1 protein-coding gene is annotated in these 330 nt (G+C 58.2%); it reads right to left on the bottom strand.

From position 1 onward, the window contains the following. Positions 1-262, bottom strand: a 262-nt coding sequence (locus tag EN818_RS33380; protein WP_210237334.1) for a hypothetical protein, incomplete at its 3' end; no start/stop codon positions are given. Between the last annotated feature and the right edge of the window lie 68 nt (positions 263-330).

The raw sequence follows: 330 nt of genomic DNA, 5'->3' as shown, positions 1-330 counted from the left end.
TTGAAACAATCAGGGCCAAACCGCCGGTCTTCACCTCAAGGTCCGTTACGACTGCAGAGTTACCTGCATCTGACGACGCAACAGTATCGATGTGGGAGCTGCTGACGGGGAACAGCCTGTAGGTGACGATTGTGCAGTTCGTGACGCCGCTGGATGTGGTGACGACGAACGTTGCCGTCGTTCCTGATGCTATCGTTAGGTAGAACCACGCAACCGAACCGTGACCCGTAGAGCCTCCTGTGAGGGAGGCGCCGGCCGTCATTGCCGTGCCATTGGCCGTGACGCCAGTTATGCTTCGAGGCGTGCCTACGTTGGAGACGTTCACTGCCA

The organism is Mesorhizobium sp. M3A.F.Ca.ET.175.01.1.1, assembly GCF_004791945.1.
GTDB lineage: Bacteria > Pseudomonadota > Alphaproteobacteria > Rhizobiales > Rhizobiaceae > Mesorhizobium.
Note: the sequence above shows the minus strand (reverse complement) of the source record. Positions and strands in the feature narration are given on the sequence as shown.